This window comes from Bradyrhizobium sp. USDA 4472 (assembly GCF_054058595.1).
Map to the genome: position 1 here is coordinate 6,157,268 of NZ_JBSSAM010000001.1, position 24,115 is coordinate 6,181,382.

Annotated in this window: 22 protein-coding genes and 2 pseudogenes; 10 read left to right on the forward strand and 14 right to left on the reverse strand. The window is 63.6% G+C overall.

The features are described 5' to 3' along the window. Window positions 1–5: 5 nt before the first annotated feature. The 4 genes and pseudogenes from secF (at window position 6) to ACVWZ4_RS28975 (ending at window position 3,626) form a co-directional block, all read left to right on the forward strand. Complete coding sequence (secF, locus tag ACVWZ4_RS28960; protein ID WP_456703683.1) at window positions 6–1,031, forward strand: protein translocase subunit SecF; 1,026 nt, start codon at window positions 6–8, stop codon at window positions 1,029–1,031. A gap of 60 nt (window positions 1,032–1,091) precedes the next feature. After that, on the forward strand, window positions 1,092–1,475 hold the full coding sequence (locus tag ACVWZ4_RS28965; RefSeq protein ID WP_092229326.1) for an Mth938-like domain-containing protein: 384 nt from the start codon (window positions 1,092–1,094) through the stop codon (window positions 1,473–1,475). Further along, window positions 1,472–2,335: a phytoene/squalene synthase family protein gene (locus ACVWZ4_RS28970; protein ID WP_456741671.1), complete on the forward strand. Its 864-nt coding sequence runs from the start codon at window positions 1,472–1,474 to the stop codon at window positions 2,333–2,335. Before ACVWZ4_RS28965 ends, ACVWZ4_RS28970 begins: the two co-directional genes overlap by 4 nt. A gap of 45 nt (window positions 2,336–2,380) precedes the next feature. Then, a pseudogene (locus tag ACVWZ4_RS28975) lies at window positions 2,381–3,626 on the forward strand (threonine ammonia-lyase). Window positions 3,627–3,632: 6 nt separating this feature from the next. Here ACVWZ4_RS28975 and ACVWZ4_RS28980 read toward each other — a convergent pair. The 5 genes from ACVWZ4_RS28980 to ACVWZ4_RS29000 form a co-directional block, all read right to left on the reverse strand. After that, window positions 3,633–4,811, reverse strand: coding sequence for an aminotransferase class V-fold PLP-dependent enzyme (locus tag ACVWZ4_RS28980; RefSeq protein ID WP_456741673.1), 1,179 nt, complete (start codon window positions 4,809–4,811; stop codon window positions 3,633–3,635). Window positions 4,812–4,908: 97 nt separating this feature from the next. Continuing rightward, window positions 4,909–5,484 carry a CAP domain-containing protein gene (locus tag ACVWZ4_RS28985; protein WP_456741674.1) on the reverse strand — a complete coding sequence of 192 codons (576 nt, stop codon included), beginning with the start codon at window positions 5,482–5,484 and terminating at the stop codon, window positions 4,909–4,911. A gap of 76 nt (window positions 5,485–5,560) precedes the next feature. Then, complete coding sequence (locus ACVWZ4_RS28990; RefSeq protein ID WP_456741675.1) at window positions 5,561–6,655, reverse strand: serine/threonine protein kinase; 1,095 nt, start codon at window positions 6,653–6,655, stop codon at window positions 5,561–5,563. A gap of 7 nt (window positions 6,656–6,662) precedes the next feature. Then, on the reverse strand, window positions 6,663–8,090 hold the full coding sequence (gene trmFO / locus ACVWZ4_RS28995; protein ID WP_456735214.1) for a methylenetetrahydrofolate--tRNA-(uracil(54)-C(5))-methyltransferase (FADH(2)-oxidizing) TrmFO: 1,428 nt from the start codon (window positions 8,088–8,090) through the stop codon (window positions 6,663–6,665). Between the two features lie 127 nt (window positions 8,091–8,217). Then, window positions 8,218–8,370, reverse strand: a complete 153-nt coding sequence (locus ACVWZ4_RS29000; RefSeq protein WP_092229311.1) for a DUF1127 domain-containing protein — start codon at window positions 8,368–8,370, stop codon at window positions 8,218–8,220. A gap of 639 nt (window positions 8,371–9,009) precedes the next feature. Between ACVWZ4_RS29000 and ACVWZ4_RS29005 the strand changes: the two genes are divergently transcribed. After that, a complete protein-coding gene (locus ACVWZ4_RS29005; protein ID WP_456742282.1) occupies window positions 9,010–9,336 on the forward strand; it encodes a hypothetical protein in 327 nt (108 codons plus the stop codon). A 71-nt stretch (window positions 9,337–9,407) separates the two neighbouring features. Here the strand turns inward: ACVWZ4_RS29005 and ACVWZ4_RS29010 are convergent, their stop codons facing one another. Continuing rightward, a complete protein-coding gene (locus ACVWZ4_RS29010; protein WP_456741676.1) occupies window positions 9,408–10,232 on the reverse strand; it encodes a lytic murein transglycosylase in 825 nt (274 codons plus the stop codon). A 163-nt stretch (window positions 10,233–10,395) separates the two neighbouring features. Then, on the reverse strand, window positions 10,396–11,298 hold the full coding sequence (locus tag ACVWZ4_RS29015; RefSeq protein ID WP_456738592.1) for a DUF2189 domain-containing protein: 903 nt from the start codon (window positions 11,296–11,298) through the stop codon (window positions 10,396–10,398). Window positions 11,299–11,631: 333 nt separating this feature from the next. Between ACVWZ4_RS29015 and ACVWZ4_RS29020 the strand changes: the two genes are divergently transcribed. Further along, complete coding sequence (locus ACVWZ4_RS29020) at window positions 11,632–12,045, forward strand: DUF3597 domain-containing protein (RefSeq protein WP_456703675.1); 414 nt, start codon at window positions 11,632–11,634, stop codon at window positions 12,043–12,045. A gap of 54 nt (window positions 12,046–12,099) precedes the next feature. Here the strand turns inward: ACVWZ4_RS29020 and ACVWZ4_RS29025 are convergent, their stop codons facing one another. From ACVWZ4_RS29025 to ACVWZ4_RS29040, 4 genes are all read right to left on the reverse strand, one after another. Then, entirely contained in the window at window positions 12,100–12,387 is a 288-nt protein-coding gene (locus tag ACVWZ4_RS29025; RefSeq protein WP_456703674.1) for a GNAT family N-acetyltransferase, read from the reverse strand. A gap of 96 nt (window positions 12,388–12,483) precedes the next feature. Further along, window positions 12,484–12,759 (reverse strand): GNAT family N-acetyltransferase, encoded by a 276-nt coding sequence (locus ACVWZ4_RS29030; RefSeq protein ID WP_456703673.1) that lies wholly within the window; start codon window positions 12,757–12,759, stop codon window positions 12,484–12,486. A gap of 11 nt (window positions 12,760–12,770) precedes the next feature. Beyond that, entirely contained in the window at window positions 12,771–13,286 is a 516-nt protein-coding gene (locus ACVWZ4_RS29035; RefSeq protein WP_456735212.1) for a DUF3828 domain-containing protein, read from the reverse strand. A gap of 91 nt (window positions 13,287–13,377) precedes the next feature. Then, complete coding sequence (locus tag ACVWZ4_RS29040; RefSeq protein ID WP_456735211.1) at window positions 13,378–13,692, reverse strand: hypothetical protein; 315 nt, start codon at window positions 13,690–13,692, stop codon at window positions 13,378–13,380. A 178-nt stretch (window positions 13,693–13,870) separates the two neighbouring features. On the opposite strand from ACVWZ4_RS29040, the gene ACVWZ4_RS29045 reads away from it, so the two are divergent. The 3 genes and pseudogenes from ACVWZ4_RS29045 to ACVWZ4_RS29055 all read left to right on the forward strand — a co-directional run. Beyond that, the gene (locus ACVWZ4_RS29045; RefSeq protein WP_456735210.1) at window positions 13,871–15,478 is read left to right on the forward strand and encodes an acyl-CoA synthetase; all 1,608 of its coding nucleotides are present in this window, start codon (window positions 13,871–13,873) and stop codon (window positions 15,476–15,478) included. 9 nt (window positions 15,479–15,487) lie between these two features. Then, the gene (locus ACVWZ4_RS29050) at window positions 15,488–16,348 is read left to right on the forward strand and encodes a PCC domain-containing protein (protein WP_456735209.1); all 861 of its coding nucleotides are present in this window, start codon (window positions 15,488–15,490) and stop codon (window positions 16,346–16,348) included. A 10-nt stretch (window positions 16,349–16,358) separates the two neighbouring features. Beyond that, window positions 16,359–16,655, forward strand: a pseudogene (locus ACVWZ4_RS29055) (AAA family ATPase); the annotation flags it as partial. Between the two features lie 777 nt (window positions 16,656–17,432). Here the strand turns inward: ACVWZ4_RS29055 and ACVWZ4_RS29060 are convergent. The 3 genes from ACVWZ4_RS29060 to ACVWZ4_RS29070 form a co-directional block, all read right to left on the reverse strand. Next, on the reverse strand, window positions 17,433–18,083 hold the full coding sequence (locus ACVWZ4_RS29060) for an HAD-IA family hydrolase (RefSeq protein ID WP_456705290.1): 651 nt from the start codon (window positions 18,081–18,083) through the stop codon (window positions 17,433–17,435). Window positions 18,084–18,874: 791 nt separating this feature from the next. After that, window positions 18,875–21,850, reverse strand: coding sequence for an excinuclease ABC subunit UvrA (uvrA, locus tag ACVWZ4_RS29065; protein ID WP_456703668.1), 2,976 nt, complete (start codon window positions 21,848–21,850; stop codon window positions 18,875–18,877). Between the two features lie 266 nt (window positions 21,851–22,116). Then, entirely contained in the window at window positions 22,117–22,863 is a 747-nt protein-coding gene (locus ACVWZ4_RS29070; protein ID WP_456741677.1) for an outer membrane protein, read from the reverse strand. Window positions 22,864–23,455: 592 nt separating this feature from the next. On the opposite strand from ACVWZ4_RS29070, the gene ACVWZ4_RS29075 reads away from it, so the two are divergent. Beyond that, the gene (locus tag ACVWZ4_RS29075) at window positions 23,456–23,950 is read left to right on the forward strand and encodes a single-stranded DNA-binding protein (protein WP_456703667.1); all 495 of its coding nucleotides are present in this window, start codon (window positions 23,456–23,458) and stop codon (window positions 23,948–23,950) included. Window positions 23,951–24,115: the final 165 nt, after the last annotated feature.

Consider the following 24,115-nt stretch of genomic DNA (forward strand, 5'->3'; position numbering starts at 1 on the left):
CGACTGTGACCACCACTCAAATCGTTCTCATTTCTCTCGGCGTCCTGATTGCCGTGCTGACCGTGGTCAGCGTGCTCGGCCTCCTGCCGTCGCTGCGCATCGTCCCGGACAACACGCATTTCGACTTCACGCGCTTTCGCCGCATCAGCTTCCCGATCTCGGCCGCGCTGTCGATCGTCGCCATCACGCTGTTCTTCACGCATGGCCTGAACTTCGGCATCGACTTCAAGGGGGGCACCTTGATGGAGGTGAGGGCCAAGTCGGGGTCCGCCGATCTCGCGCAGATGCGCGCGACCCTTGGCAGCCTCGGCCTCGGCGAAGTCCAGCTGCAGCAATTCGGCAGCGCCGCCGACGTGCTGCTTCGCGTGGCCGAGCAGCCGGGCGGCGACAAGGCCCAGCAGGAAGCGGTGGACAAGGTTCGCGGCGCCCTCGGCGAGTCCGTCGAATATCGCCGCGTCGAGGTGGTGGGCCCGCGTGTCTCCGGCGAGCTGCTGGGGTGGGGCATGGCCGGCCTGATGCTCGCAATCGGCGCGATCCTGGTCTATCTCTGGTTCCGCTTCGAATGGCAGTTCGCGCTCGGCGCCATGATCGCCAACGTGCACGACATCGTGCTGACCATCGGCTTCATGTCGATCAGCCAGGTCGATTTCGACCTGACCAGCATCGCGGCGCTCCTGACCATTCTGGGCTATTCGCTCAACGACACCGTCGTCATCTATGACCGCATCCGTGAAATGCTGCGGCGCTACAAGAAGATGCCGATGCCGCAGCTGCTGAACGAATCCATCAACTCGACGCTGTCGCGCTCGATCATCACCCACTTCACGGTGACGCTGGCGCTGCTGGCGCTGCTGCTGTTCGGCGGCCATGCCATCCACAGCTTCACGGCCGTCATGATGTTCGGCGTGGTGCTGGTCGGTACCTACACCTCGATCTTCATCGCGGCGCCGATTCTGATCTATCTCGGCGTTGGCGAGCATCGCGAGGATGCGAAGGAAGCGGCTCCGCCGGCGAAGAAAATCAAGGCATGATCCGAACCGCTTGCCTTCGCATGAGTTTGCGAGGGTAGTCAGCTCATTCGGACGAGGCTCATGGCCGGCGATCCCAACGCTCCTCATTTCCCGCGCTCCGCGCCGATCGAGGCCTATGGCAAGGGCGGCTTTGCCTTCGCCGGCATGTCGCATCGCGGATCGCTGCTCTGCCTGCCCGACGCGATCTGGGCCTGGGACGTGACCGATCCCACCAAGATCGACCGCTATTCGCTGGATCGGGTTTTCGCCGCCGCCAACAGCATCGATACGCTGCTGGTCGGGACCGGAACCGGCGTCTGGCTGCCGCCACCGCAGCTGCGCCAGGCGCTGAAGGCGGTGAGGGTGGTGCTGGATACGATGCAGACCGGCCCCGCCGTTCGCACCTACAACATCATGATCGGCGAACGGCGCCGCGTCGCGGCTGCGCTGATTGCCGTGCCATGAGCAGCGCTGCGACGCCGGCCGACAGCGTGACCTTCTGCGCCGATCTCGTGCGCAGCCACGATTTTCCACGCTATGCGGCGACGCTGTTTGCACCCGCTGCCGAGCGTCGCGCGCTGCTGGCGCTCTACGCCTTCAATGTCGAGATCGTCCGCGTCCGAGACCAGGTGAGCCAACCCTTGCCAGGCGAGATCCGCTTTCAATGGTGGACCGATCTGCTCTCGGGCCTTGTCCATGGCAGCGCCGAGGGCAATCCGGTGGCAGCGGAGCTGTTGCGCGCGATCCGCGATTTTGACCTGCCGGTCGAGCCGTTGTCGCTGCTCGTCGACGAGCATCAGTTCGATCTCTACAACGACCCGATGCCGACCATGACGGCGCTCGAGGGCTATCTGGCCGCGACCTCTTCGGCGTTGTTTGTGCTGGCCGCCCGGATCATGGGCGAGGTTTCGGAAGCGGCCGAGCACCTCGCGCGCCACGCGGGGCTGGCGCAGGGCATCGCGCAGGTGATCGCAAACCTGCCGCGGGACTCGTCCCATCGTCAATTGTTTCTGCCGCAGCAATTCCTGGCCAGCCATGGCTGCGCCATGGAAGACGTGTTCGCCGGCAAGCAGACGCCCAACCTCCATGCCGTGCTGGACCAGCTCATCGGCGAAGCCCGGCAGCATCTGGCGATGGCCTCGTCGCTGCTGGCGCAACTGCCGCCCTCGGTGCGGCCGGCGTTCCTCCCGTTGAGTCAGGCGCGGTCTGATCTCGATCGCCTGTCGCGGCCCGGGCGCAATCCTTTCGCGCCGCAGCCGGTATCGCGGCTACGCGCGCTATGGACGCTGTGGCGGGCGTCACGATCGCGGGAATTTACCAAATAGCATTTGGCGTATCGCCGGGACCGGCCAAATGCTCTATGCTGTCCCATGGCTGAGATGTCCCAAACCGCAATCCCCGATCTGGGCGGCTTTCCGGTTACACCGGCCGACGTTCACGCCGCCGCTGCGACCATTCACGACGCCGTCGTCGATACGCCCTGTAGCTACAGCCGCACGTTGAGCAGCATCTGCGGCTGCGAGCTCTGGCTCAAATTCGAAAACCTTCAATTCACCTCCTCGTTCAAGGAGCGCGGCGCTCTCAATCGCCTCACTGCGCTGACCGCGGAAGAACGTGCGCACGGCGTCGTCGCAATGTCGGCAGGCAACCACGCGCAGGGCGTCGCCTATCACGCCAAGCGGCTCGGCATTCCCGCCACGATCGTGATGCCGGTGGGCACGCCGATGGTGAAGGTCGAGAACACCAGGCACCACGGCGCCGAAGTGGTCGTCACGGGGGCGACCCTGGAAGAGGCGGCTGCGTTCGCGCGGAGCCACGGCGAAGCACGCGGCATGATCTTCGTCCATCCTTACGACGATCCGCTTGTCATCGCAGGCCAGGGTACGGTCGGTCTGGAGATGCTCAAGGCCGTGCCGGAGCTCGATACGCTGGTCGTTCCGATTGGCGGAGGCGGCCTGATCAGCGGCATCGCCATCGCCGCCAAATCGATCAAGCCGTCGCTGCGCATTCTCGGCGTCGAGGCCTGGCTCTATCCTTCCATGTACAACGCCATCCATGGCGGCAATCTGCCGGCGCGCGGCGATACGCTTGCCGAAGGCATCGCTGTCAAATCGCCGGGCAAGATCACCAGTGAAATCGTCCGCAGTCTCGTCGACGACATCGCGCTGGTGAACGAAGCCGAGCTCGAGCGCGCGGTTGCGACCCCTGATCTCGATCGAGAAGACGGTCGTCGAGGGCGCCGGTGCTGCGGGCCTTGCGGCGATCATGTCCGATCCCTTGCGCTTTGCCGGCGAGAAGGTCGGTCTTGTGCTGAGCGGCGGCAATATCGACACCCGGCTGATCGCCTCGGTGCTGACGCGAGAACTCGCGCGCGAGGGACGGCTGACGCAGCTCTCGCTCGATATTCCCGACAGGCCCGGCCAGCTCGCGGCAGTGGCTTCGCTGCTGGCCGAGGCTGGCGCCAACATCATCGAGGTCTCGCACCAGCGGACCTTCTCCGACCTGCCGGCCAAGGCGACGCTGTTGCAGCTCGTCATCGAGACGCGCGACAGTGCCCATCTCGATGACGTCATGGCCAAGCTGAGTGCCTCTGGACTGAGCGCACGGTGCACCTGAACAGCGCTATCGCGCTGCGAGCTCCGCGAGGTGGTCGATTAAGCGATCGATCTCGGCTTCAGTGTTGTAGTAATGCGGGGAGGCGCGAACGACCACCGGCAGCGCCCGGACTTCCGCGTCGATGCGGGTGCTCGACGGATGCGTGGCGCCGATGGTGATGTCGGCCGCAGCGGCGCTGCTGACGATAGTGTCGGCCTCGCGGCCCTCCATCGTGAAGCTGACGATCGCGCCCGGCGCATGACCGAGGTCGCGAATGGTGATGCCACTGATCGCGGCGAGACCGCGGCGGAGACGGTTCGCAAGCAAGCGGCAGCGCCGCTCGATCGGGTCGAGGCCGATCGCAAGAGCATAGTCGACGGCAACGCCGAGCCCAAGGCGGGCCGCGTAGTTGTTCTCCCAGGTCTCGAACCGGCGGGCGTCGTCGCGGAGCTGATATTGGTCGCGCGAGACCCATGGCGCCGCAAAATGGTCGATCATCGGTGGCTCAAGTCGCTGCAGCAGCTCACGGCGGACATAGAGAAAGCCGGTGCCGCGCGGTCCGCGCAGGAATTTGCGACCCGTGGCGGACAGCATGTCACAGCCGATGGCTTCGACATCGACCTGCATCTGACCGACTGCCTGGCAGGCATCGAGCAGATAGGGAACGCCGTGCGCCCGCGCGATTTTGCCGATGGCTGCGGCTGGATTGACGAGCCCGCCATTGGTCGGAACCCAGGTGATCGCAATCAGCTTCACGCGATGATCGATCATGCGTTCGAGCACATCGACATCGAGCTCGCCGCTTGCGTCGCTCGGCACGATCTCGATGACGGCGCCGGTTCGCTTGGCGACCTGGAGCAACGCCACATAGTTGGCGGCGTACTCGGCCTCGGCGGTCAGGATCCGATCGCCGGCGCAGAACTGCAGCGCATAGAATGCCATCTGCCAGGCTACCGTTGCGTTCTCCATGAGCGCAATCTCGTCCGGCGCGGCGTTCAGCAAACGCGCGACCGAGCCGTAGATCGCATCGAGCCGATCAGATTCGCGGTCGGCGGCCGCATAACCTCCGATCTCGCTCTCCAGATCGATATGCTGCTTCATCGCCGAGACGACGGCCGCCGGCATGAGCGCCGCGCCTGCGTTGTGCAGATAGGCAAGCCGGGAGACCGCCGGGGTGTCGGCACGAAGTCGGTGGATGTCGATCAAGTGGGCTTCCCTCTCGCAATCCTGCTGAATGGATTAGACGCGCTGGGGAGGGCGAGCAAGACGGGGGCGCGAGGAACGGGCTTGGCTTGGCTTCGCCTCAGATGCAGAGGCCGAGCAGCTTGATGTGGCAGTTGCTGGATTTGGGCTTGCTTGCGGGCGCGGTCTCGCGTCTCAGGGCGACCAGCGGTTCGGTATCCTTCTTGCCTTTTCCCGGCTTCGGCTCGTAATCGCCGGCAATCACCATGGCCCAATAGGTGCGCTTGCCGCTGGCATTCTTCGCGCTCGCGATTCCGACGCGGGAGGCGTTGTGGAGCAGCAGGTTCTTGCGGTGCCCGGACGAGTCGATCCACTGTCCCAGCGTCTTCTCGAAATTGTCGTAGCCATAGGCGATGTTCTCGGCGGCGCGGCCCGCACCCGACGGTGCGACGCGCTTGTTGAACGGGCCGAGGGCGTCGTGGCTGAGATCATCCTTGGCCGCCATCGCGCGCGCCTGGTCCATGGCAATGCGGTCGAGCGTTGCGTCGCGTATGACGCGGCCCTCGCCATGCTTCAGCCGGAAGCTGGAGATCTGTTCGGCGGCCGACTCGGCCGCCATCACAGGCGCCGCAGTCAGCAGCACCAGACCTGCGATTAGCAGGGCCGCGCCGCGCCTCATGGTCCCCCAACGATTCATTGTTCCCCAAGTCAGCGTAATCCCCCGGCTTCTCCACCGGCATTGTGGACGCTTCAAGGCGCAACGCGCCCGTGATCTAACTGGTCGGCAGGTCCGCCTCGAAGTTGAAACGATCGCGCAGGTTTTTGCGCTGCTCCAGGATGTCCTTCAGGAACGCGCGGTCTTGGTCGTTCCTCATCATAGGCTCGATCAGGTCGAGCTGATTCATCGCGACCAGTTGCAGGATCTCCGTGCGCGGCCTGCCGCTGGTGTCGCGCGGCAACGCGTGCACCACCTGGATGTGTTCCGGCGGCTTTGGCCCCTTGGCGGCCGCGAGTTCGTTCCGCAACTGGCCCTCGAGCGTAGCCTGATCAGCTTCCACAAAGGCATAGAGCCCGACGCCTGAACGGCGGTCGGCAAAGGCGACGATGGCGGTGTCTCGCACCGCGGGGTTCTTGCGGATCAGCTCGGCAAGCACCGGCGCATCGTTGACGAGCCGACGACCGCCGCCCTCCCGGTCGGTGAAATTGAACAGGCCGCGCGTGATCGCGCGATAAACCTTCTTGCCTGTCGCAAGCCACAGGCTGGCGGCAAAGGACTTCTTCGTCAGGACCTTTCGCTCGCGGGGCGTCAGCGCCTCGGGCGCGTAGGTGCGCTTGTGCTTGAGCAGGTGCCGGAGATCTTCATAGGCGAGGATGCGGTAAAGCCGGCCACGCCGCTTGAAGCACGCCGCCAGCTGGAAATCGGTCACATAGGCGCGCCCATCGCGGCCCATCAGCCAGTTCTGTTCCTTGGCAAGATCGTTGTGGCAGATCCCGGCGCGGCGCAGGCGGCGCAGTACGTCCTTCGCCGAGCGGAAATAGGCGAGGTCACCATGCGGCTTTGCCAGATGCAGCGCGACGCCGTCGACGAACCCACGCACCAGCGCGCGGCGGCCGGCCCAGAGCAATTCAGGACCGACGTCGAGGCCCTTGGCGAGCGACAGCGCGTGCTTCTCGCGCGCAAACAGATGACGTGCCAGCAGGAACGACCACCACGGCACTTCATCGAGCCGACGCAGCACCGCGTCGACCTCGCCGCCATCGACGCGGAAGCGGCCGCGCTCGACGGTCGAGAACACGTCGCGCTTGAGCAACACGCCCTCGGTCCAGCGCGCCGAGAGCACCGCGGCGTCGTTTTTCGGGAGACTCATCGAAAACTCACGCGGCTGCGGCGATACGCAAATGATCGGCGATCCAGCGATCGAGATCGGCGAGCGCCAAAGCGCTCATGGCTTGCTTCTTGGCCACCGTCTTCTCGTTGCCGCGCAGGCGCGAGCCGTCGGGCTTCTTCGTGGGGGCGCTCGCGAGCGGCGGGAATAAGCCGAAATTGATGTTCATCGGCTGGAACGAGCGCGTGCCCGGCTCGATGGCCTCGATGTGGCCGCCGGTGATGTGGCCGAGCAGCGATCCAAGCGCGGTCGTGCCCGGTGGGCTCGCAAGCGTCTCGCCGCGCGCGTCGGCAGCCGCATAGAGGCCGGCGATCAGGCCGACGCTGGCAGATTCCACATAGCCTTCGCAGCCCGTCATCTGGCCGGCAAAGCGCAGTCGCGGCTGTGCGCGCAAGCGCAACTGGCCGTCGAGCAGCTTTGGCGAGTTGAGAAAGGTGTTGCGGTGCAGCCCGCCGAGGCGGGCGAATTCGGCCTTCTCCAGCCCGGGAATGGTGCGGAAGATGCGCTGTTGCTCGCCGTATTTCAGCTTCGTCTGGAAGCCGACCATGTTGTAGAGCGTGCCGAGCTTGTTGTCCTGGCGCAGCTGCACGATCGCATACGACTTTGTTGTGGAATCGTGCGGATTGGTGAGGCCGACCGGCTTCATCGGGCCGTGGCGCAGCGTCTCGGGCCCACGTTCCGCCATCACCTCGATCGGCAGGCAGCCATCGAAATAGGGCGTGTTGGTCTCCCATTCCTTGAACTCGGTCTTCTCGCCGCCAATGAGTGCGGCGACGAAGCCGTCATACTGCTCCTTGGTCATGGGGCAGTTGATGTAATCGGCACCGGTGCCGCCGGGGCCGACCTTATCGTAGCGCGACTGGAACCATGCCACCGACATGTCGATGGAGTCGCGGTGCACGATCGGCGCGATGGCATCGAAGAACGCGAGCGCATTCTCGTCGGTCAGCTCGCGGATGGCGTCGGCCAGCGGGGCGGAGGTGAGGGGGCCGGTCGCAATAACGACGTTGCTCCAACCGGTCGGCGGCAGGCCTTTGATCTCGCCGCGGGCGATCTCGATGAGAGGGTGATCGTTCAGCGCCTTGGTGACCGCTGCGGAGAAGCCGTCGCGGTCGACCGCGAGCGCTCCCCCGGCGGGCACCTGGTTGGCATCGGCCGCGCGCATGATTAGCGAGCCGAGGCGGCGCATTTCGGCGTGCAGCAAGCCGACAGCGTTGTTGGCGGCATCGTCCGAGCGGAACGAATTGGAGCAGACGAGCTCGGCAAACCCGTCGGTTCGGTGCGCCTCGGTCATGCGGTCTGGCCGCATCTCATGCAGCACGACGGGCACGCCCGATCTGGCCACCTGCCAGGCCGCCTCGGAACCGGCAAGGCCCGCGCCGATGACGTGCACAATATTGGATAGAGATCCTGTCATGGAGCGGACAGGTAGCGCTTTTCAGCGGTCAGTGGAATCGCCGAGATCGAGTTTTCTGCCACCAGATGCGACAACGCCCGCACGAGGCGGGCGCTATCGGTTCGACCGGCGAAGGGCTGAAACGAGATCAGCCCTGGAACTGACCGGCAGCAACGCGCGGGATGTCCGAGCGATCAAGGCCGATGTCGGCCAGTTCGCGATCGCTGAGCTGGGACAGCTCGGCAACGTTACGCTGATAGTCCCGGAAGGCCTGGATCATGCGGATGAGCGAAAGCAGCATTTGGTAGTCTCCTGTAGTTCGATTCAGCCTTTGCCAAGGCGTCATCGTTGAAATGAATATAAGTGAGAGTGGTGCGTCGCGAAAGTTCATATGTTGCGATGCAGCTAAGCGAACGGCGCATAGCAAGAGTAAGGAACGATTAACCTGTCGGCGGGCCCGTCAAACAGCCGGGCAGGACCTGCTGACGAATACAGTAAGTCTACGCAAGATCATATACTTAGGCGGATTTATATCATTCCGAACGGTGCCGAAACAGATTACATTTCTGTGATGTGGAGCGCTGCTCAATCAGCGTGTAAACCCAAGTTGGGCATGCACAATTCACATGAATCACACTTTTTAAGCTGTGAATTTATATTCATTTTGCTTGTTGGCGATTACAGCGGCGCCTGATTCTGTGAAGGAGCCGATCGCAAGCTTGGATTCGGCAGTGCTTCACCCTGGTGCCGGACGAATCCTCCGGTCGAAATCTTGAAGCCGGCACGTCATTGTGCATCGCACGCACGCGGAGCGTGCAGGCTTGATTACGAAGTTGTAATGAAAATCAGAAATTTCGCATGCACCTCTGCGCGGCACGCAACATCACGCGATTCTCGCGGGGAATTTATTGCGGCAAGTTGCCACGTCGGCAGCAAAGTCGTGTTGCGGATTCCCGCGATGTCGCTGGATCTGTCCCAAAAGCAAGAGAAGGAAAGTAACGTCATGACGAAGTTACTCGGGGTTATCGCCATTGCTGCCGTCGCCTTCGCCGTCGCGCCGGCTCAGGCAGCCAAGCACAGCATGGGTGGCTGCAGCTCGGGCAATCTTGAGAAGACGGAGACTGCGGTCGAAGGGATGCCCGACGGCGACGGCAAGATCGTCGCTCAGAAGGAAGTCGCCTCCGCGCAGGATTCGATGCTCAACGGCAAAATGGGCGCGTGCGGCATGCACCTGAACAAGGCGATGCACGCCACCATGGGCAAATAAGCGGGTAGGTCAACGCAATCAAGGGAGGGCCGGTCGCAAGGCGATCGGCCCCATTTGTTTCCGTGTGTGCCTTAAGGGGCGTGTGCGAGTTGAGTGGCGAAATAGGCCACGGTCTTGGAATAGACCTCGCTCTTGTTCCACTGCTGGAGCACCGCGAAATTTGGGCTGCCCGGCTGCCAGTCCTTGCCCTTCTGCCAGCCATAGCCGGCGAGATAGTTGGCCGTCGAAGCCAGCACGTCAGGTGCGTTATGCAACAGGTCCCGCTTGCCGTTGCCGTCGAAATCGACGGCGTACTTCATCCAGGACGAGGGCATGAACTGGGTTTGGCCGAGCTCGCCGGCCCAGGCGCCCTTCATCTCGGAGGGCGCGAGATCGCCGCGCTCGACGATACGCAGCGCATCCATCAGCTCGCCGCGAAACTGCTCGGACCGCCGGCAATCATAGGCCAGCGTCGCCAGCGAGCGGATCGTCGCGAACTTGCCGGTGTTGACGCCGAAATCGGTCTCCAGACCCCAGATCGCGACCAGGATCTCGCCCGGGACACCGTAGGTCTGCTCAATGCGCGACAGCACCGAGCCGTATTGTTTCATCATGTTGGAGCCGCGTGTCATCCGCGGCGGCACCATGCGGCCGGAAAATTCCTCAAAAGTCTGGGTGAAGACCTTTTGCGACTTGTCGCGGTTGAGGACGCTCTGGTCCAGCGTGACGCCGGCTAGTCCGGCGGTGATGGCCTGTTGCGAAATGCCCTTGGCCGCGGCGTCGGTTTTGAAGTCTGCAAGCCAGGCGTCGAAATTGCCCGAACCACAGGCGACCGCGGCCAGAGCGGGCTCGACGAATACGATTGGGGCTGAGAGGACGAGGGCTGCAAGAGCGAGACGAGAATTCGTCGGGGTCATCAGAGGTAATTGATTCCGTGAAGTGACACGACCGGCGAAGCAATGTCAGATGTAACCGCGGCCAAAGCAAGGCGTATGGCAGTCAGTCGCGCCCGCCCGGGGGGCCGGACAGGAGCGGCTGTAGCAATATCGTCGAACGCTTCTTCGTCCTGAGGCGTCCGTTCTATTCCCTGTTCCGCCACGGGAATAGGTTAGCAGGGAAATCGGCCGCCGGCTTGCGCGGGCGCTGCGGCGGCGGCGGCACCGGCCGTGCACCGGGCTCGGAGACAATGACCTTGCGGTAGAGATGCCAGGTGGCGTGACCGAGGAGGGGGATGACGACGGCAAGGCCGAGGAACGCGGGGATCGTGCCGAGCGCCAGCAGCACCGCGACGATCAGGCCCCAGGCCGCCATCGGCACCGGGTTCCTGGCGACGACGCGGAGCGACGTGACCATCGCCTCCAGCGCGCCGGCATGGCGGTCGAGCATCAGCGGGAATGATACCGCGCTGATGCAGAGCGCGGCGAGCGCAAACAGGAAGCCGGTGCCGCAGCCGATCACGATCAGCCACCAGCCCTGCGATGTCGTCAGCACGCGCGTCACGAAATCCGAGATTCCGGTGACACCCTCATAGCCGAACGCCGCCACATAGATCGCCTGCGCAGTCGCGACCCAGGTCACGAACAAGGCGAGCAGCAGGGTTCCAAGGCCAAGCATCGCGCCGAAGGAGGGCGAGCGCAGTACGTCCACCGCATCCCAGGCGGTGGCTTCCTCATGGCGCTCGCGACGGCTCGAGAGCTCGTAGAGGCCGAGCGCTGCGAACGGGCCGATCAGGGCGAAACCCGCGGCCAATGGAAACAGCAGCGGAATCACCGAATAGCCCATCGCCACGCGGGCGAGCACGAGGCCCAGCACCGGGTAGATCACACAGAGGATGATCGCGTGGCTTGGAACGGCCTTGAAATCTTCCCAGCCGCGCTTGAGCGCGTCGTGCAGGTCGGACAGTTGGATGGTTCGGATGATCGGTCCGGCCGCGTCTGCGGTCCGGCCCATCCTGGGGACATTGCCCTGGTATAGTGTGGCCATGGTCGGCTTGCTCCCTTGCCATGCAGCCGAATTGGGCGCCGACAACGGCGCAAGCGGCCGCATTTCTGAGTTTCACGATGCCAACCAGACGCGAATTCCGGATGGCATCGCGAGCTGAACGAGAAGCGTACGCCTATTTCCGAGTCCTGTCCCTCACGCTTGGGTGAAAATCGATGCCGCAGTGCAACCCCGATGACGTCATCCGGTCGTCATTTCGCCGCAGATAAGCTCATGCTGTTTGTTGGTTCGCAGGGACTTCGCGGGCGCGACAACGTAACTTCATCCATAAGTGTCACTCAGGGCCTTACAAGGGATCCTTTTCGGGGAACAGACATGAGCATTTTCGGGAAAATCATGGGCGCGATCTTCGGCGGCCACGCAGCTTCCGGTGCGCCCGCCGGCGGCGCACCCGCGGGCAGCGCGCCGGCAGGAGGCGCGCCAGGCGCATCGGCGCCGGCGTCTGCACCTGCAGCCGCGCCTCCGGCAACTGTCGATGTCGCGGCGATCGTTGATGCGGCCGCCGCCGCGCACAAGGGCGAGAAGCTGGAATGGCGCACCTCGATCGTCGACCTGATGAAGGCGCTCGACGTCGATTCGAGCCTTGCCGCGCGCAAGGATCTCGCGAAGGAGCTCGGCTACACCGGCGACATGAACGACTCCGCCAGCATGAATGTCTGGTTGCACAAGCAGGTGATGTCCAAGCTCGCCGCCAATGGCGGCAAGCTGCCGCCGGAAATCAAGCACTGACCGGTTACCATTGGTCAATGCTGAAGGGCCCGCGAACTCGCGGGCCCTTTTTGGTCAGGCAACGAGATCTGCGTCCTCCGGATGCTTGTCGAGATAGTCGACGACGAAGCCGCAGCCCGCAATCACCTTGCGGCCGTCCTTGCGGATCAGCTCGAGTGCGCCCTTGATCAGCTCCGACGCGATACCGCGGCCGCGCAGTGCACGTGGCGTCTCGGTGTGGGTGATGATGACGGCAGTAGGCGTCAGGCGGTAATTGGCGAAGGCCAGCTCGTGACCGGTCTCTTGGCCGACATCGAGCTCGAAGCGGCTCCTGTCCTTGTTGTCGCGAACCGCTGTTGCCATGGCTGCCCCTTCCGAAGCGATGCTTGTTGCCTGATCCAGGCGCCTGAATCCTGTCCACTTTTTTGGGGGAAATCAGGGCTCCTCGCAATGACGAGGTCAGATTTTCACCAGGTCCTGATAGTCCGGATGCTTGTCGATCCAGGCCTTCACGAACGGGCATTCCGGGATCAGCTTCAAGCCGCTGGCGCGGACCTGGTCGAGCGCGCCTTGCACCAGCTTCGAGCCGATGCCTTTGCCGCCGAGCTCTTTCGGCACGTCGGTATGCTCGAATGTGATGACATCGCCTTCGAGCTTGTAGTGCTCGGTCGCGAGATGGCCTTCCACCTCGAGCTCATAGCGGTGATGAGCCCTGTTGTTGATCACGTCGCTCATGATATCTCCGCTCAACTTTTCAGTGCGTCCGTCAGCATCTTGCGGATCGACCAGGGTTCGCCGTCGGATGCCCCCTTGATGTCATCGATCTTCCAGCTGTTGGCTTCTCGCACGAAGTCATAATGCACGATCCGATCGGCTGGTTTGCGGTCGTTGCGGCGGCCGGTGATGGTCACCGCCAGCGTCGCCTTGTCGGCCTCGGCTTTCTCCAAGTCAACCTTGAACGACTTCACGTCGGGTTCCTGCGAATTGGTGATGGGATCGAAATCGATCGGGCCGACGTCGCCCTTCGGCGTGTGCGCATCCGCCTTCGCCCACAGCGCGACCAGCGCCTGGGAGAAATATTTTGCCTTCGCAGCCTTGTTCTCGGTGACGAAGGCCGCGCCGCCGTCACCCTTGCCCTTGGCGGCGCGGGTGTAGATCGCGCTCAGGATGGCTGCGGGATCGTCGGCGGCAGGCGTCTGAGCGAAGACGGGCTTGGCGGCGGCGAGGAGAGAGGCGGCAACGAGGCTGCGGCGGGTGAGCATGGATCGTCCCTCAGATGATGGCGAGCGACCATAGGCCGGAACGGCTGATGTCGACGCTGTACCCTGTAGACCAACCCAAGCGTGGTTCGGTTCAATCGGCCGCCTTGGCAAGCCGCGAATCGTCCGGCTGTGGCTTTGCATGAAGGCAGCCCTGGCAGATGACCAGCGAACGATTGACCTTTGCGTCCTGCTCGGCATCGATGCCGTCGCTCTCCGACTGGGCAGCTGCGCGCGTTGGGCGTGAAGGGCCGGGAGTAGAGTGCGGCCGATTGGGGTCCCGACCCGCGCCATCCCAGGCATAGCGCCCGGGCGTAAAGGCGGGATCGGAGGCCAATTGCGCTTGCGGAGCGACGGCACAGCCGGCAAGCGCCAACGACAACAGCAGGAACGCGGGCGCTTTGACCATGATGCGGCACTCTGTACGCGAGGACTGATGCAGGTTGCGCCGATCATGTTTAAAATTCCCTGAACGAGCGCAAGGATGACGCCGGCTGGCGGCCTTGCGAGGCCGTTCTTGATGGCGATAAATGGGCCGCAATATCGGGGAAGGCCAGCGTGCCATCCGCTATCGAAGAGGAAGCCCCATGCAGCCGCTCCGCATGTCCCGCCGTGTCATGAATCTCGCTCATATGCTGACGCAGAATGCGCGGCGGCATGGATCTCGGCCCGGGTTCGTCTGGGGGGACAAATCCTGGACCTGGCGCGAGATCGATGCGCGGGTCTCGGCACTCGCTGCCGCACTTGCCGCGCGCGGTATCGCCAAGGGCGATCGCATCCTCGTCCATTCCAAGAACGGCGACGAGATGTTCCTCTCGATGTTCGCGGCTTTCCGGCTCGGCGCGGTCTGGGTGCCGACCAATTTCCGCCTGATGCCGGACGAGGTGGCCTATCTTGGACAGGCCTCCGGCGCGAAGGCGTTTCTGTGCCATGTCGATTTCCCTGAACATGCGGCGGCGGTGAAGGGCGGCCCGCTGGAATTCACCTGGTGTATCGACGGCGAGGCCTCGTTCGGCGAGACGTCGGTGGCGGACGCCATCGGCTCACAGGCTGGCACCGTGGTCGAGAATGTCGCAGTCGAGCATGACGATCCCTGCTGGTTCTTCTTCACCTCAGGCACCACCGGCCGCTCCAAGGCTGCGGTGCTGACCCACGGCCAGATGGGGTTTGTGGTCACCAACCATCTTGCCGATCTCACCCCTGGCGTCACGGAAGCCGATGCGTCGCTGGTGGTGGCGCCGCTGTCGCACGGCGCGGGCGTGCATCAACTGGTGCAGACCGCGCGCGGGGTCTGCACCGTGCTGCTGCCGACCGAGAAATTCGATATCGACGAGGCGTTCCGACTGATCGAAAAGCATCGCGTCGCCAATCTGTTCACGGTGCCGACGATCCTCAAGATGATGGTCGAGCACCCCGCCGCCGACAAATACGATCATTCCTCGCTGCGCCACGTGATCTATGCGGGCGCGCCGATGTATCGCGAGGACCAGAAGGCCGCGCTGAAAAAGCTCGGCAAGGTCATCGTGCAGTATTTCGGCCTCGGCGAGGTCACCGGCAACATCACCGTGCTGCCGGCGGCGCTGCATGATCCCGAGGACGGGCCGCACGCCAAGATCGGCACTTGCGGCTTCGAGCGCACCGGCATGCAGGTCTCGATCCAGGACGACGAGGGCCGCGAGCTCAGTGCGAACCAGAGCGGCGAGATCTGCGTGATCGGTCCTGCGGTGCTCGCCGGCTATTACGACAACCCGGAGGCCAATGCGAAGGCGTTCCGCAACGGCTGGTTCCGCACCGGCGATCTCGGCCACATGGACGAGGAGGGGTTCGTCTACATCACCGGCCGCGCTTCGGACATGTACATCTCGGGCGGCTCCAACATCTATCCGCGCGAGATCGAGGAGAAGATCTTGACACATCCCGCGGTCGGCGAGGTCGCTGTGCTCGGCGTGCCCGATGCGACCTGGGGCGAGGTCGGCGTCGCCGTCTGTGTGGCGCGTGACGGCGAGAACGCCGTGAGCGAAGCGGAGATGGCGGCGTTTCTCTCGCCGAAAGTGCCGCGCTACAAGATGCCGAAGCGCTTCTTCTTCTGGGAGGCGTTGCCGAAATCCGGCTACGGCAAGGTGCCGAAACGCATGGTGCGCGATGAGCTGGAGGCGCGCGGGCTGCTCGATCTCGACAAATCGAAGGCAGGCTGAGCGCTGATCATGCGGAGCATCAAGCAGCCGGGCGCGCCCGCCACTGAGCGTATCCAATGGGTGGAGGCGAGGGGCCGCGCCTTTTCGTTCAGGCTTCAGGCTGGTCTGCCGCTGCTCGAAGCCGCGCGCCGCGGCTTTGCCGCGGAAGGCTTTGCGGGTGGCGTGCTGAATTTCGGCCAGGGCGCGCTCGGACCGTTCGGCTATGTGATGCCGGCGCTGTCGAAGACCGGCGAGAATGCGGCGTTCTATAGCGACACGCAGCGGCCCGCAGGCGTGACGCGCACCCGGTTCGGCAGCATGACGCTGGGCGAGCGCGACGGCGCGCCGTTCTTTCATTGCCACGGCCTGTGGACGGAAGCGGATGGCAAGGCGAGCGGCGGCCACATGCTGCCGGACGAGACGATCGTGGCCGAACCGTTCGAGGTCCGGGCTTTTGGCGTCGAGGGCGCGATGTTTCGCGCCGAGCCTGACCCCGAGACCAATTTCAAGCTGTTCGGACCGGTCGCTACAGCGAGCACCGGCGCGCGCACGACCAGCCGCGCCTTCGCGCTGCGGCTGCGGCCCAACCAGGATTTCGCCTTCTGCCTCGAAGCCTTTTGCAAGGCGCACGGCATAGCGCGCGCAAAGATCCACGGCGGGGTCGGTTCGACCATCGGCGCCCGCTTCACCCATGGTGGTGTGACCGAGCCGTTTGCGACGGAGCTTGCGATATCGGCTGGGACGATCGCGCCTGACGCCTCCGGCGCGCTGCAAGCCGCGCTGGACGTCGCCTTGATCGACTACACCGGCGGCATCGCCGAGGGCCGGCTGATCGGCGGCGACAATCCCGTGTTGATGACGATGGAGCTGGTGCTGGAGGCGCTGGATTAGCTTCCGTGTTGAAGAGCGCTGCCGGCGCCAGGGGATTTTCATCTTCGACGAGCCGGAATCCGCGTTGTCGTCGACGCGTCAGCTCGAATTTTTGAAGCTGCTGCAGCGCATGGAGGACTCCCGCATCTGCCAGGTCATCATGGCGACCCATTCGCCGATGCTGATGGCTTATCCAAATGCGCGGTTGCTGCGGCTCGGGAAGTACGGGCTGGAGCCGACGAGCGTGGAGGAGACCGATCATTACAGGGTGATGCGGGAATTCTGCGACGACCCGCGCGGGTTCGTGGAGGCGACGCTGGCGGAATAGGTGACGGAAGGACGTCGCAGATGCGCGCTCGCTCCGTCGTCATTGCAAGCGCAGCGAAGCAATCCAGAATCCCGCCGCGTTGACGGTCTGGATTGCTTCGCTGCGCTCGTAATGACGGCGCTTGGGGCACGGGCACCCAATTCGCGTCTTCCTTGCAGACACACCTTCGCGTCCTCGCTGCACACGTGCCCGAGCTTTTGGTTCAACCGCTGCCCTCGAAGGTGCCGAGGGCGCAGGGAAGACCGGGTGCTGACCTCGCACCCGCGGTCCACTGTGCGATGGGTTGCGCTACAAGAGGCTGCACAGCGGCATACAGGTGAAGCCCAAACATCCGGCCTTCCCTGCGCAGTGGTTTGACGGCTTATGTCGTGATCTCCCCGGGGAGCGATGCACTATTGCCCCCGTCGGCTCGCAGATGACTGACACGAGGGCCCGGTTGGGCCACACGCATCACCACGAGCCTTGACGCACAGACTCCGGGCGCCAGGACCACACGATTTTGCCGTACGCGGATCACACCGGTCGTTTGCGCGACGCTTTGCTCACGGTTGCCCGCCCTGCAGAACCCTTCGCGCCGATGCGGCCCACGCCCACCGCCGTCCGGCCCGCGTCGTGACGATCGCGATACGCCCCTCTTCCATGGGCCGGGTTGCCGCGACACATACGCCGTTTCCGAATTTCGGTAAAGTGGAATATTTTCGGATGCGCAGCTTGCCCCACGGCTGGGGTGTTTTGCCCGACAGGCAACGCAAGCTGTTGTGGCACGCTGCGCGGCAGCTAGGCCGGCGTGCGATCTCCGAGGTCGGCCAGCACGGCCGGCGCGATCTCGTCGATGTGCGTGAAGACGAGATCCGGCTGCCGCGCCCGCAGCGCCGCCGGTGCGGCGTAACCCCAGCTGACCGCGCCGCACGCAATCCCCACCGCACGCGCCGCCTCGATGTCGCGGACCTCGTCGCCGATTGAAATGACGTTTTGCGGCATCACGCCAGCACGCCGGATGACGCGGCGAAATTTCGCGGGCTTGCCGAACACGGAAGCCGCGCCCTCGAAATACCGGAACAGCGTGGCTGATGCGCCGAGCTTTTGCCGCGCATTGACTTCGCTGTCCGACGTTATCAGCGCGAGCTGCACGCCGTTCTCGGATAGCGTCCGCAGCATCGCTTCAGTGCCCGCAAACAGCGAAATCTCCGACGCCGCTTCCGCCTTCAGACGCCGCGCATAACGCGCGATGGCCGGCAGCTTCCACACGGGCACCTCGAGCCGTGAGAGGATCTCGCGCGTCGAGGCATGCCGCAGCCCCTCGACATCCTCATCCCTGACGCGCCGAAAGCCGAAACGATCGGCGACGTCGTTGATGGTGCGGAGGAACCAGGGGAAGCTGTCGACGAGAGTGCCGTCGAGGTCGAAGATGGCGAGGGCGTAGCGCATGAAGGAGGGGAGGTTACCAGCAGCAAGCCGGGCTTGGAGATGATTTGGCCGAGGTGTCGGAGCCCGGTAATGCAGCGCGTCGTACATGTTCACTGGCCCACTCTGCAAATGCAAGACGGGAGGCTGGGTCAGCGAAAACCCCAGCTGGAAACCGTGCGTCGTACCAGAGCGCGACCGGCGAATTGGTATCCTTCATCGCTGCAGTCGCACTCCAGGGCATCCGGCTTTCGACGCCCGGAGTCCTAATGACTGTCGAGACATCATCAAAGGCAACCTGCCACGTCATCTGCGCGGCTCCATGCAGCTCGAATGATCTGCCAAACATTTGGCGAATGCATCAGAGCATCACGAAGAATGCGAAGCAATACCCCAGCATGAACCACATTAGCGATCCGAATGCCGCACCCGCTGCCAACCAACCTCGATCCACGGCTGCACAGGCCCAAACGATGATCAGGAAGATTGCGACGACTGGGGCACCGGCGCTGATGCGCTGGTCGATGAGAGCCTTCAGGTTCTTACCAGTCACATTCCAAAAAGTCTGTGTTCGGCTCTGGTGGCTTGAAATTCGAAATGGAAGCCGCTTGCTTCAGTTGCGTTGCTCATTCTGACCTCCCGACGGCGAAGTCAGAAAGGTATAGCAGGGATCAGCGATTAACCCGAGGTTGCTAATAGGCGAACTAAGTATCGCCCCACGGACGATACTTAGAAGAACCGAAACGCATGGATCGGCCAAGCGACTGGCCGATCCATCGGCCCCATAGACACACTGCCAAGTCTGCAGCGATAGGCTACTCCGCCGCCTCGCTCGTGCTCCGCCGCTTCGGCTTGCGCGCCTTCTTCAGCACCGGCTCCAGGAACTTGCCCGTGTAGCTGCGCTGCGCTTTCACGATGTCCTCGGGTGGGCCCCAGGCGACGATCTCGCCGCCGCCGTCGCCGCCTTCGGGGCCGAGGTCGATGACCCAGTCGGCGGTCTTGATGACTTCGAGATTGTGCTCGATGACGACGACCGTGTTGCCTTGCGCGACCAGCTCGTGCAGCACCTCCAGGAGCTTCTTGACGTCGTGGAAGTGCAGGCCGGTGGTCGGCTCGTCCAGGATGTAGAGCGTGCGGCCGGTGGCACGCTTGGACAGCTCTTTTGCAAGTTTGACGCGCTGGGCTTCGCCGCCCGACAGCGTCGTCGCTTGCTGGCCCACGTGAATGTAATCCAGCCCGACCCGGTGCAATGTCTGAAAAGTCTCGCGCACGCGCGGCACCGCCTTGAAGAACTCGGCGGCTTCCTCGACGGTCATGTCGAGCACGTCGGCGATGCTCTTGCCCTTGAACAGCACTTCGAGCGTCTCGCGGTTGTAGCGCTTGCCCTTGCAGACGTCGCAGGTGACGTAGACGTCGGGCAGGAAGTGCATCTCGATCTTGATGACGCCGTCGCCCTGGCACGCTTCGCAGCGGCCGCCCTTGACGTTGAAGGAGAAGCGGCCCGGCTCGTAGCCGCGCGCCTTCGCTTCGGGCAGCCCGGCGAACCATTCGCGGATCGGCGTGAAGGCGCCGGTGTAGGTTGCCGGGTTCGAACGCGGCGTGCGGCCGATCGGCGACTGGTCGATGTCGATGATCTTATCGATATGCTCGAGCCCCTCGATGCGGTCGTGCGGAGCTGCGCCTTCGCTGGCATTGTTCAACTTGCGGGCGATGGCCTTGTAGAGCGTGTCGATCAGCAGCGTCGACTTGCCGCCGCCGGAGACGCCGGTGACGGCGGTGAATAGGCCGAGCGGAATTTCGGCCGTGACATTCTTGAGGTTATTGCCGCGCGCGTTCACCACCTTGATGGTGCGGCGATGGTTCGGTGGCCGCCGCTCCGGCACCTCGACCTCGAGCTCGCCGGTGAGATATTTGCCGGTGAGCGATTTCGGGTTGCGCATGATCTCCGCGGGCGTGCCTTCGGCGATGATGTTGCCGCCGTGCATGCCGGCGCCCGGGCCGATGTCGAGCACGTGGTCGGCGAGCAGAATCGCGTCCTCGTCATGCTCGACCACGATCACGGTGTTGCCGAGGTCGCGCAGCCGCTTCAGGGTGTCGAGCAGGCGCGCATTGTCGCGCTGGTGCAGGCCGATCGACGGCTCGTCCAGCACGTAAAGTACGCCCGTCAACCCCGAGCCGATCTGCGAGGCCAGGCGGATGCGCTGGCTCTCGCCGCCGGACAGCGTGCCGGAGGAACGGGAGAGGGTGAGATAGTTGAGGCCGACGTCGAGCAGGAAGGTGAGGCGCTCGCGGATCTCCTTGAGGATGCGCCCGGCGATCTCGTTCTGCTGCGCGTTCAGCGTATCAGGCACGGTCTCGAACCATGCGCCGGCGCCTTTCACGGACAGCTCCGAGATCTCGCCGATGTGCTTGCCGCCGATCTTGACGCAGAGCGCCTCGGGCTTCAGCCGGAAACCATTGCAGGCGCCGCAGGGCACGTCGTGGAAATACTTTGCGAGTTCTTCCCGCGCCCACTCGCTCTCGGTTTCGCGGTAGCGGCGGTTGATGTTGGTGATGACGCCCTCGAACGGCTTCTTGGTGTCGTAGGAGCGCACCCCGTCCTCATAGGAGAACTTGATCTCGTCGTCGCCGGAGCCATGGAGGATCGCGTTCTGCGTCTTCTTGGGCAGATCCTTCCACTTGGTGGTGAGCGTGAACTTGTAGTGCTTGCCGAGTGCCGTCAGCGTCTGCACGTAATAGGGTGACGATGACTTGGCCCAGGGCGCGATCGCGCCCTTGCCGATGGCGATCTCCTTGTCGGGAATGACCAGGTCCTCGTCGACATGCTGCTCGACGCCGAGGCCGCCGCAGGCCGGGCAGGCACCATAGGGATTATTGAAGGAAAACAGTCTGGGCTCGATCTCGGGGATCGTGAAGCCCGAGACAGGGCAGGCGAATTTTTCCGAGAACAGGATGCGCTCGGGTCCGCTCTTGTCGTGGATCTTTGCCGTCTTCTTTTTCTCTTCCGCCGGCGCTGCCGCCGGCGCGTCGGCGAACTCGACGACGGCGAGGCCCTCGGCGAGCTTCAGCGCGGTCTCGAAGCTTTCGGCAAGGCGCTGGCCGATATCGGCGCGCACCACGATGCGGTCGACCACGACGTCGATGTCATGCGGGAATTTCTTGTCGAGCGTGGGCGCTTCCGCCAGCTCGTAGAAAGTGCCGTCGATCTTGACGCGCTGAAAGCCCTTCTTGAGCCATTCGGCGAGTTCCTTGCGGTACTCGCCCTTACGGCCGCGCACGACGGGCGCCAGCAGATAGAGGCGGGTGCCTTCCGGCAGCGCCAGGACGCGGTCGACCATCTGCGAGACGGTCTGGCTTTCGATCGGAAGTCCCGTGGCCGGCGAATAGGGCACGCCTACGCGCGCCCAGAGCAGGCGCATATAGTCGTAGATCTCGGTGACCGTGCCCACGGTCGAGCGCGGATTCTTCGACGTCGTCTTCTGCTCGATCGAGATTGCCGGGGACAGGCCGTCGATCTGGTCGACGTCGGGCTTCTGCATCATCTCCAGGAACTGGCGGGCATAGGCCGACAGTGATTCGACGTAGCGGCGCTGGCCTTCCGCATAGATGGTGTCGAAGGCGAGCGAGGATTTGCCGGAGCCGGAGAGGCCGGTGAAAACCACGAGCTTGTCGCGGGGAATCTCGACGTCGATATTCTTGAGGTTGTGCTCGCGCGCGCCACGGATCGTAATCGCGCGCAGGCTGGAGCCCGCGTTCTGCTGTTGGCGCTTCGCCTTGATCACTTCATCCATCCCGTTGCCCTCGAAGAATCCCATGAGCGAGCGACCGCGCCAACGTTCCGGCGCGCTTCGCCCGGAACCGGGATCGGCGCCAATGGGTATGTGAGCGAACGTAGGAAGAACGGGGAGGGATTTCCAGAGGGACTTGCGAATCGTCAACGGATTGTTGTGGCGCTGGCGGGACTTGGCAGCAGCTGATGGCAATTGCACCGAATGGAACAGCAAAAAGGCCGGCACGAGGCCGGCCTTTCGTGACGTTGTGACGTCGGTTGCGAGGATCAGTACTTCGCGACCACCGGGCCACCGAAGGTGTAGTTCAGGCGGACGGTGCCCATGTCCACATCCTGCTTGATGTTGTCGGCGCGGAAGGGCAGGCCGACCACCGTGAAGCTGTCGTTGTGCTTGCCCATGAACAGGTGGTTGTACTCAAAACCAACCGACCAGTTCGGCGCGAAGCCGAACTCGATGCCGGTGCCGATGGTGCCGCCCCAACGGGTGTCGCTCGCGTCGCCGACCGTGACACCGGCCAGAGTGCCGCTGAACTTGTTGTGGGTGACGGCCGCACCGCCCTTCACATACCAGAGGACGTTGTTCCAAGCGTAACCCACCTGGCCGGTGAAGAGGCCTATGGCGTCGATCTTGGTATTGTTCACCAGCGGGAAGAACGCGGCGGGCGAGCTGGTGTTCGAACCCTTCAGATCGGCCCAATCACCCTGCGCTTCGACGCCGAACAACCAGGCGGCGGACTGCCAGCGATAACCGATCTGACCACCGGCGAGAGCGCCGGTCGCGTCATGGCAACCTTCGCTCGTCGTGGGGACAGTAGCGCCACCGACGCTGGTCGTGTCCCAGCAATTGTGGCTGGAGCCGCCACCAGCGTTGGCGCCAATGTAGAAGCCGCTCCAGTTGTAGATCGAAGCGATAGCTACCGGAGCCTTGGTGTAGGGGCGAGCCGCCAGATCGGCAGCCGAAGCGGCGCCAGTGAGGGCGAACAGAGCGGCCGAAGCCAACAAAACCTTTTTCATTTTCAACTTATCCCAGTCCCAGTTTCTGTTGTTGCCTTCCGTGCGTCGGAAGGGCAGCGGACGTCGTCCAACTGACGTCTTGCTTACACCACTGAAGCCGCAAGTTGTGTCTCTCAAAAGCCACAACAGGCGCAAAACGTGGCGTTTGCTGGAAGAAACAGCAAAAGGCCGGCGCGAGGCCGGCCTTCGATCCTCGAATGGATTCAGAGGGATCAGTGCTTTGGGGATCAGTACTTGATGACCGTATTCAGCGATTGCCGGGCTGCCGAAGCGGTAAGTGAGGCGGACGAGACCGATGTCGACATTGTGGCCGATCCGGTCGGTCTGGAATGCAACGCCAGCGGGTGTATTGAGTGTAACGGTCCGATTCCCCCCAAGATGTGGTCATACTGCGGCGCAGGGTTTGGACGCTTGGGTCGCAGCCATTTCGATGGGAACAAATCTGGAACGAAGGCCCGGTCGGTGCTATATGTGGGGATAACCGAGGGCGTGGTGGGCCGATCGGCGCTTGTAAGCGTATAGGGTCGGCCCAACAGGCGGCAGCGCGGGCGCGCCTTTTCGAAATTCAGTGGCATTGGAGTGGAGAGCGGCGATGGCGGGAAGCGTCAACAAGGTCATTCTGGTTGGAAATCTCGGCAAGGATCCGGAGATCCGCCGCACCCAGGACGGGCGACCGATCGCGAATCTGAGCATCGCCACCTCCGAGACCTGGCGCGACAAGAACAGCGGCGAGCGCAAGGAAAAGACCGAGTGGCACCGCGTCGTGATCTTCAATGAAGGGCTCTGCAAGGTCGCCGAGCAGTATCTGAAGAAGGGCGCCAAGGTTTACATCGAAGGCGCGCTCCAGACCCGCAAATGGACCGACCAGAGCGGCGTCGAGAAGTACTCCACCGAGGTCGTGCTGCAGGGCTTCAACTCGACGCTGACGATGCTCGACGGCCGCGGCGGCGGAGGTGGCGGCAGCTTCGGTGACGAGCCGGGCGGCGATTTCGGCTCGTCGGGTCCGGTCAGCAGCGCACCGCGTCGGCCCGTGGCGGCCGGCGGTGGTGGCCGCAACAATGACATGGACGACGACATCCCGTTCTAGGAATGGTCCGGGCGATGAGGGTGCGCTGGTCAGGTTGATCAACACCTTCCACGTCGCGTCAGTAAACCCAACTAATCGACGGAAGGGGCTCGGAATTTGCGGGCCCGCTTCATGTTTGGGATGAAGTCGGGGCGCGGGCTGCAAAGCGGCAGAACGGCCGCACTC

What these genes read in the sequence shown, in the direction of transcription:
- ACVWZ4_RS29035 (WP_456735212.1), bottom strand. Translation starts at nt 13,286, where the DNA reads ATGCTCACCCGCCGCAGCCTCGTTGCCGCCTCTCTCCTCGCCGCCGCC.
- ACVWZ4_RS29075 (WP_456703667.1), top strand. Translation starts at nt 23,456, where the DNA reads ATGGCGGGAAGCGTCAACAAGGTCATTCTGGTTGGAAATCTCGGCAAG.
- ACVWZ4_RS29010 (WP_456741676.1), bottom strand. Translation starts at nt 10,232, where the DNA reads ATGACCCCGACGAATTCTCGTCTCGCTCTTGCAGCCCTCGTCCTCTCA.
- uvrA (WP_456703668.1), bottom strand. Translation starts at nt 21,850, where the DNA reads ATGGATGAAGTGATCAAGGCGAAGCGCCAACAGCAGAACGCGGGCTCC.
- ACVWZ4_RS29020 (WP_456703675.1), top strand. Translation starts at nt 11,632, where the DNA reads ATGAGCATTTTCGGGAAAATCATGGGCGCGATCTTCGGCGGCCACGCA.
- ACVWZ4_RS29015 (WP_456738592.1), bottom strand. Translation starts at nt 11,298, where the DNA reads ATGGCCACACTATACCAGGGCAATGTCCCCAGGATGGGCCGGACCGCA.
- ACVWZ4_RS28970 (WP_456741671.1), top strand. Translation starts at nt 1,472, where the DNA reads ATGAGCAGCGCTGCGACGCCGGCCGACAGCGTGACCTTCTGCGCCGAT.
- ACVWZ4_RS29030 (WP_456703673.1), bottom strand. Translation starts at nt 12,759, where the DNA reads ATGAGCGACGTGATCAACAACAGGGCTCATCACCGCTATGAGCTCGAG.
- ACVWZ4_RS28985 (WP_456741674.1), bottom strand. Translation starts at nt 5,484, where the DNA reads ATGAATCGTTGGGGGACCATGAGGCGCGGCGCGGCCCTGCTAATCGCA.
- ACVWZ4_RS29050 (WP_456735209.1), top strand. Translation starts at nt 15,488, where the DNA reads ATGCGGAGCATCAAGCAGCCGGGCGCGCCCGCCACTGAGCGTATCCAA.
- ACVWZ4_RS29060 (WP_456705290.1), bottom strand. Translation starts at nt 18,083, where the DNA reads ATGCGCTACGCCCTCGCCATCTTCGACCTCGACGGCACTCTCGTCGAC.
- ACVWZ4_RS29040 (WP_456735211.1), bottom strand. Translation starts at nt 13,692, where the DNA reads ATGGTCAAAGCGCCCGCGTTCCTGCTGTTGTCGTTGGCGCTTGCCGGC.
- ACVWZ4_RS29000 (WP_092229311.1), bottom strand. Translation starts at nt 8,370, where the DNA reads ATGCTGCTTTCGCTCATCCGCATGATCCAGGCCTTCCGGGACTATCAG.
- trmFO (WP_456735214.1), bottom strand. Translation starts at nt 8,090, where the DNA reads ATGACAGGATCTCTATCCAATATTGTGCACGTCATCGGCGCGGGCCTT.
- ACVWZ4_RS28965 (WP_092229326.1), top strand. Translation starts at nt 1,092, where the DNA reads ATGGCCGGCGATCCCAACGCTCCTCATTTCCCGCGCTCCGCGCCGATC.
- ACVWZ4_RS28990 (WP_456741675.1), bottom strand. Translation starts at nt 6,655, where the DNA reads ATGAGTCTCCCGAAAAACGACGCCGCGGTGCTCTCGGCGCGCTGGACC.
- ACVWZ4_RS29025 (WP_456703674.1), bottom strand. Translation starts at nt 12,387, where the DNA reads ATGGCAACAGCGGTTCGCGACAACAAGGACAGGAGCCGCTTCGAGCTC.
- ACVWZ4_RS29045 (WP_456735210.1), top strand. Translation starts at nt 13,871, where the DNA reads ATGCAGCCGCTCCGCATGTCCCGCCGTGTCATGAATCTCGCTCATATG.
- ACVWZ4_RS29070 (WP_456741677.1), bottom strand. Translation starts at nt 22,863, where the DNA reads ATGAAAAAGGTTTTGTTGGCTTCGGCCGCTCTGTTCGCCCTCACTGGC.